Origin of the sequence: Dysgonomonas sp. Shenzhen-Wh21 (assembly GCF_043392705.1) — a bacterium.
GTDB lineage: Bacteria > Bacteroidota > Bacteroidia > Bacteroidales > Dysgonomonadaceae > Dysgonomonas.
Genome location: NZ_JAIXHZ010000231.1, coordinates 1 through 5,653, shown reverse-complemented (window position 1 = coordinate 5,653; position 5,653 = coordinate 1). Strand labels below are relative to the sequence as shown.

The 5,653-nt window shown below is 37.4% G+C and carries 5 protein-coding genes and 1 pseudogene; 3 read left to right on the top strand and 3 right to left on the bottom strand.

What is annotated here, in order from left to right; all coding sequences use genetic code 11:
- Window positions 1–131 precede the first annotated feature (131 nt).
- Together LDB17_RS15505 and LDB17_RS15500 are read right to left on the bottom strand one after the other, a co-directional pair.
- Window positions 132–1,544, bottom strand: a complete 1,413-nt coding sequence (locus LDB17_RS15505; RefSeq protein ID WP_252638560.1) for a DUF4270 domain-containing protein — start codon at window positions 1,542–1,544, stop codon at window positions 132–134.
- A gap of 97 nt (window positions 1,545–1,641) precedes the next feature.
- A complete protein-coding gene (locus LDB17_RS15500) occupies window positions 1,642–2,448 on the bottom strand; it encodes a glycogen/starch synthase (RefSeq protein WP_252638559.1) in 807 nt (268 codons plus the stop codon).
- Window positions 2,449–2,677: 229 nt separating this feature from the next.
- Here LDB17_RS15500 and panC point away from each other — a divergent pair, with 229 nt between their 5' ends.
- From panC to LDB17_RS15485, 3 genes are read left to right on the top strand one after another with little or no spacing between them, the layout of a single operon-like run.
- Window positions 2,678–3,529: a pantoate--beta-alanine ligase gene (panC, locus tag LDB17_RS15495; protein WP_252638558.1), complete on the top strand. Its 852-nt coding sequence runs from the start codon at window positions 2,678–2,680 to the stop codon at window positions 3,527–3,529.
- Window positions 3,530–3,544: 15 nt separating this feature from the next.
- Window positions 3,545–3,898 (top strand): aspartate 1-decarboxylase, encoded by a 354-nt coding sequence (panD, locus tag LDB17_RS15490; RefSeq protein ID WP_006843338.1) that lies wholly within the window; start codon window positions 3,545–3,547, stop codon window positions 3,896–3,898.
- A gap of 60 nt (window positions 3,899–3,958) precedes the next feature.
- Window positions 3,959–5,314, top strand: coding sequence for an MATE family efflux transporter (locus LDB17_RS15485; protein ID WP_252638557.1), 1,356 nt, complete (start codon window positions 3,959–3,961; stop codon window positions 5,312–5,314).
- A 40-nt stretch (window positions 5,315–5,354) separates the two neighbouring features.
- Here LDB17_RS15485 and LDB17_RS15480 read toward each other — a convergent pair.
- Window positions 5,355–5,653: pseudogene (locus LDB17_RS15480) on the bottom strand (tRNA (adenosine(37)-N6)-methyltransferase TrmM); the annotation flags it as partial.

The window sequence follows — 5,653 nt, the reverse complement described above, 5'->3', positions numbered from 1 at the left end:
ATGATTAGCTAAAAAGATATAGTGTCGAGAAATAAAATAAGATACACAGCCAGAGTATTATTCCTATTGTATATAGGATATCTGGGCTGTGTATCTTATTTTATTTCTCGACACTATATCTTTTTAGCTAATCATTTCGAGCTGCTATTATAGTTACTGAATATAAGCCCCATCTTCATATTATTAGCATCTGTTCTGAATATAGCTGATGTAGGAGTCATTAAGTTATAAACATTTGTGTACATAGTAACACTCGACCCAGAAGACGTTGTAGACGATTGAGTCTTAGTCGAAACAGGTATAACCAAATATTTAAGATCAGGGATATTGTCTTTTCCCTTATAATAATCCATATAGTGATTAATCAGGTTAGCTATATTATTTACAGTACTCTTTGATATATTTCCATAGACGAAATTATAAATATTAGTCGACGACCGCTCCATCACAAAGCTGGTTTTGGCATCCGGTCTATTCTTATTTCTATCTGAAAAGAAATTAGTCAAAGAATCTTTATTTATAAACAAAAGAGTTGATGGCCTTCCCAAATTGGTTTTTTCTTCCTCTTCGGTAAATCCTTTAATCTTAAAGTTAGCAGCATTCAATTTATTATTTTTCTTGCCTGTCTCTTCGGCTTTTTTCATTATTTCGGCCAAAGGTATTGTCAATTCGGTACATACTCCCGCCGGGCTTTTCATGTACGTACGTGTATCATTATTGGTAAACAAGTAGTCAGGATTTTTGTTCTGAATGTGGTTCAACTGTATCACTTCGGGCGTAAATGCCATTCTAAATATTCCTACTCGAACAGAGTCTTCGGTATCAGCTATATTTCTGCCATTATATTTAAGATATACCTTAAATATTGTAGTACTCGCACTAATCATTGTTCCCGAACCAAAGGTAGATGTAAGATACATACCTTTAAAGAATTTGCGGAAAGAATCAGAATTTTTGAATGTTGCTCCTTTCGAGTTCACCCATTCATCATAAAACTCTTGCCCCATCGACTTTTTAAGACGAAGTGAATACGTCCTTTGACCGCTATTGTTCGGAGCAGAAGTTACTGTAAATATACCTTGTCCTAGAGGTTGCGACATATCACAATATTTCTTCGGATCTATATTCGTAAAGAAATTAGCGGTAAGAGGTTGTGTTGCTTTGTATGCAGCTATACCAAACGGAGCGATACTATCACCCAGATACTGATCTGAAATCACTTCCAGGAAAGTCGAATCGATAGAAAGTGTTTTTGGTGGAAACTCAGTATTTTCAGGACAATATAGTTCTGATAAGTAATCAGACTTAATGTTCCCGAATACAGGATCTACATAATTTCCTAATAACCCTGTTTGAGATTTGGCATATACCGAATCTTCGAGCGATACGGTTCTTGCTGTTATGGCAACAGTATCAACATATACAAATATATCGTCTCCTTCGGGCAGTATAGAATTTCCTATCTTGTTCAAATCGTCATCACAAGAAATAAAAACAACCATCAGGATTGTAATTATCAGACTCAGTAAAGCTTTACTCTTCATTCAAAATTAAGGGTTAAATTAAATTGGTTTCAAATATCCAAAAAAATGCTGTTCTCATGAAATAAAACAGCATTTTTCTATTTTTATTTTAGATACTTTAAAGATTCTCGTAAAAATTATTGATTGCATCAACAGAATTTTCCAGATCTCCCTGATAAGGAAGGAAGTTTTTACCTGATTTACTTGCGAAATCGAGGACTTCTTTATTGATCAAATCTTCACTTTGTATTACTCCGTCTGCATTTTTAATCGCAAATTTAGCCAGAGTCTCGAAATCAACAACACCTTTTAGGTCTGTGATTTCCTTATCTTTTATTCCGTCGAACTTTAATTTGTCGATAAATTTATTGCTGAACGGCTTCTTAAAGTCATCATTATAGAGAGAGTAAACAACCTTTGAGTTTTTGAAACAAGGGTCGTCAGCATACGCTGTCTTAATATAAAGACCTGTAAGTGCTGTCATCCAACCATGACAATCGATTACATCAGGTATCCAACGTAGTTTTTTTATTGTTTCCAATACACCCCTCACATAGAATATGCTTCGTTCGTCATTGTCGTCAAACTCCACTCCGTGATCATCCGCCACAGTATATTTACGTTTGAAGTAATCATCATTATCTATAAAGTAGATCTGCATGCGGGCAGCCTGTATCGATGCCACTTTTATTATCAGAGGATGGTCTGTATCATCTATTATAAGATTCATTCCCGATAGGCGTATAACTTCATGCAACTGATTACGCCGTTCGTTTATACTGCCAAACTTCGGCATAAACGTTCTTATTTCCTGTCCTTTTTCTTGTATTGCTTGAGGTAAGTATCTACAATTAGTTGCTATTGGTGAATCCGGCAAGTAAGGAGTGATCTCCTGCGTGATGTATAAAATCTTTTTAGTACCCATTTAATTATAATCCTCTTCTGTTTCTTGAATTGAAAGTACAAAGATAATAAAAAAAAATCTTGTTTTTTGCAAATTTTACAAGACAAAATCCTGCAACCCTTTAATTTAAGGTCTTTCTTCCTTGTTTTGATGAAGATTTATTCGTTAAAATTGAAACAAAAAAGCCTGATTGTTTCGTCGTTACACAAATATTTAGTTGCTTTGTATCCGCTTTTGATTTTTGAAAAAGATGAGATTATTAAATACTGTAAAAGAGGTACAAGATGTTGTTGCACCATTGCGCCTGAAAGACAAAAAAATAGGATTCGTACCCACCATGGGTGCACTGCATAACGGTCATATTTCTCTTGTAAAACAATGTATCGCAGACAATGACATCTCTATTGTCAGCGTATTTGTAAACCCGACACAGTTTAACAACAAAGAAGATCTTGTAAAATATCCGCGCAACCTGGAACAAGATTGTCTATTTCTGGAAAAAGCAGGCGTAGACTTCGTCTTTGCCCCTTCCGAAAAAGAAATATACCCCGAGCCGGATACAAGAGAGTTCGATTTTGGACAGATTGACAAAGTGATGGAAGGCGTGCATCGCCCCGGACACTTCAACGGTGTAGCACAAGTTGTAAGCCGTTTGTTCGACATTGTAAAACCCGACAAAGCTTATTTTGGAGAAAAAGATTTCCAGCAATTGGCAGTAATCAGGGCTATGGTCAAGCAACTGGAGTTGCCGGTACAGATTGTACCAATGCCGATAGTACGGGAACCCAGCGGACTGGCACTAAGCAGTCGGAACGAAAGACTGAACGCAGCTCAAAAACAGGTGGCTGTAAATATATCTAAAACCTTATTCGAAAGTAAGGAATGGATGCAATCCCAGACCGTAAAAGAGGTAATAGACAGAGTTACCAATCAGCTCAATTCACATGAAGAGTTGAATGTAGAGTACTACGAAATAGTAGACGGCGATTCTTTACAGTCGGTAAACAACTGGCAAGAATCTGATTATATAGTAGGATGCATCGCAGTATTTTGTGGCGATGTACGTTTGATAGATAATATTGTATACAAAGCGAAAGCTTAATTATAAAGATAAAAAATGATCATAGAAGTTGTAAAATCGAAGTTACATCGTGTTACTGTAACCGAAGCCAACTTGAATTATATCGGAAGTATCACGATAGATGAAGATTTGATGGACGCGGCAAACCTGATAGAAGGCGAAAAAGTCCAGATCGTCAACAATAACAATGGCGAACGCCTCGAAACATACGTCATCAGAGGCGAACGTGGATCGGGTGCTATTTGCCTGAATGGAGCTGCCGCCCGCAAAGTACAACCGGGAGACATTGTTATTATAATGTCTTATGCCCAAATGGAGTTTGAAGAAGCTAAGTCTTTCAAGCCATGGGTTGTATTTCCTGACACTAAGACTAACAAGATTATCAAATAAGACCTATTTTTAGGAATTTGTATTAACTCTGCTATTGGCAAATAGCAAACAGCTAAACTTATGCATTCATATACATATAAAGATATATGGAAGGTAAGTATTCCTATTATGTTAGGATTACTTGCCCAGAATATTATACAACTCACAGGTACTTTTTTCCTCGGACATGTTGTCAATCCCGATCACCCGGGTTTGGCAGGGATATACCAAAGTGCTTCGGGACTTGCAGGGATATATTATGTAGCCATTTTTACGCTTTGCTTCGGATTCAGTATCGGTGGGCAGATTATGATCAGCCGCCGCAATGGCGAAAAGAATTACGATAAGATAGGTACTATCGTGATACAGGGGCTTATATTTTTACAAGTATTTGCCCTTATTCTGTTTTTCATGTCACAGCTGCTGATCGATCAGGTGCTGTCTACATTCCTCAAATCGCCGGATGTATTCGACGCTATCGACAGATATTTATCTATACGCATCTACGGGTTTTTCTTTGCGGCATTCAACGTAATGTTCCGCGCATTCTATGTAGGAATCGCCCGCACAAAGGTATTGACATTCAATGCAATCACAATGGCTGTTGTAAATATCATAGCCGACTATGCTCTGATATTCGGAAACTTCGGTTGCCCCGAAATGGGAATTGAAGGTGCTGCCATCGCTGCGGTATTGTCGGAGATAGCCTCTGTGCTATTCTTTACCATATATACATTTGCAACCGTCGACTTCAAGAAATATGGTTTTGCAAAGATGAAATTCAAGCTATCCATTATCCGAAGCATCCTGAATATATCATCCTTTACGATGGTACAGTATTTCATCTCCATGTCTACATGGTTTATCTTCTTCGTTGCCATAGAGCAACACTCAGAAGATGCGCTCAAAATAACAAACCTCGTCCGAAGTTTCTATATGGTTTACTTTATTCCGATGAATGCTTTGGCCACCACCGCCAACACACTTGTGGGTAATACGATGGGCGCAGGGAATATAAAAGGAGTTATCCCCCTTGTGAAGAAAATATGCTTGTTAAACCTGGGAATAATCGTTCTCATGATGGGAATAACATTTATTTCTCCCGAGTTTTGGATATCAATCATAGCTCCTATCGATCAGAAAACACTTATCGAAGAAACAGTGATGCCTCTCATCGTATTACTTTTCTCGCTACCGATATCGGCACTAAGTATTGTAGTATTCAACTCCATATCTGGAACAGGAAATACCCAAGCTGCCCTTATATTGGAAATGATAACAATGGTAATATACATTGTGGCTATGTCGTGGATAGTAATATATAAGGAAATGTCTGTAGCGTGGTGTTGGACTGTAGAATACTTTTATTGGGGACCTCTATTAATATTCTCAATCATATATCTCACACGAGCCCGATGGCAAAATAAAGTAGTGTAAGAAAACAGTTATAGCGAAACGTATAACCCGAAAAATCAATTTACATTTTCAGATAAAAATCTTTCAATAAAGCAGTAAAGTCATCTGAATATACATGTCTTGCTTTTTCTATAATCAAGTCATTTTCGATTGGTGTGGCTTCTTCTTTCGACAGTTCTACCAGAATACGTTTTGGTGCAGAATAAGGAGTAGGAAACACATTGGTAATACGCGACACTGATAGTTTATATTGTTCGGCAAGCTTTATAAGCTCTGCTTTGTAATCAAAAGGATAGATAAAAGACATCCGCCCCCTTTGAGACAAAAGTGGAGCAGATAAGCCGATCAAATCTGCGACAG

Bases quoted from the DNA above. Each gene is read 5' to 3' on its own strand.
- LDB17_RS15500 (WP_252638559.1), bottom strand. From the start codon at position 2,448: ATGGGTACTAAAAAGATTTTATACATCACGCAGGAGATCACTCCTTAC.
- LDB17_RS15505 (WP_252638560.1), bottom strand. From the start codon at position 1,544: ATGAAGAGTAAAGCTTTACTGAGTCTGATAATTACAATCCTGATGGTT.
- panC (WP_252638558.1), top strand. From the start codon at position 2,678: ATGAGATTATTAAATACTGTAAAAGAGGTACAAGATGTTGTTGCACCA.
- LDB17_RS15485 (WP_252638557.1), top strand. From the start codon at position 3,959: ATGCATTCATATACATATAAAGATATATGGAAGGTAAGTATTCCTATT.
- panD (WP_006843338.1), top strand. From the start codon at position 3,545: ATGATCATAGAAGTTGTAAAATCGAAGTTACATCGTGTTACTGTAACC.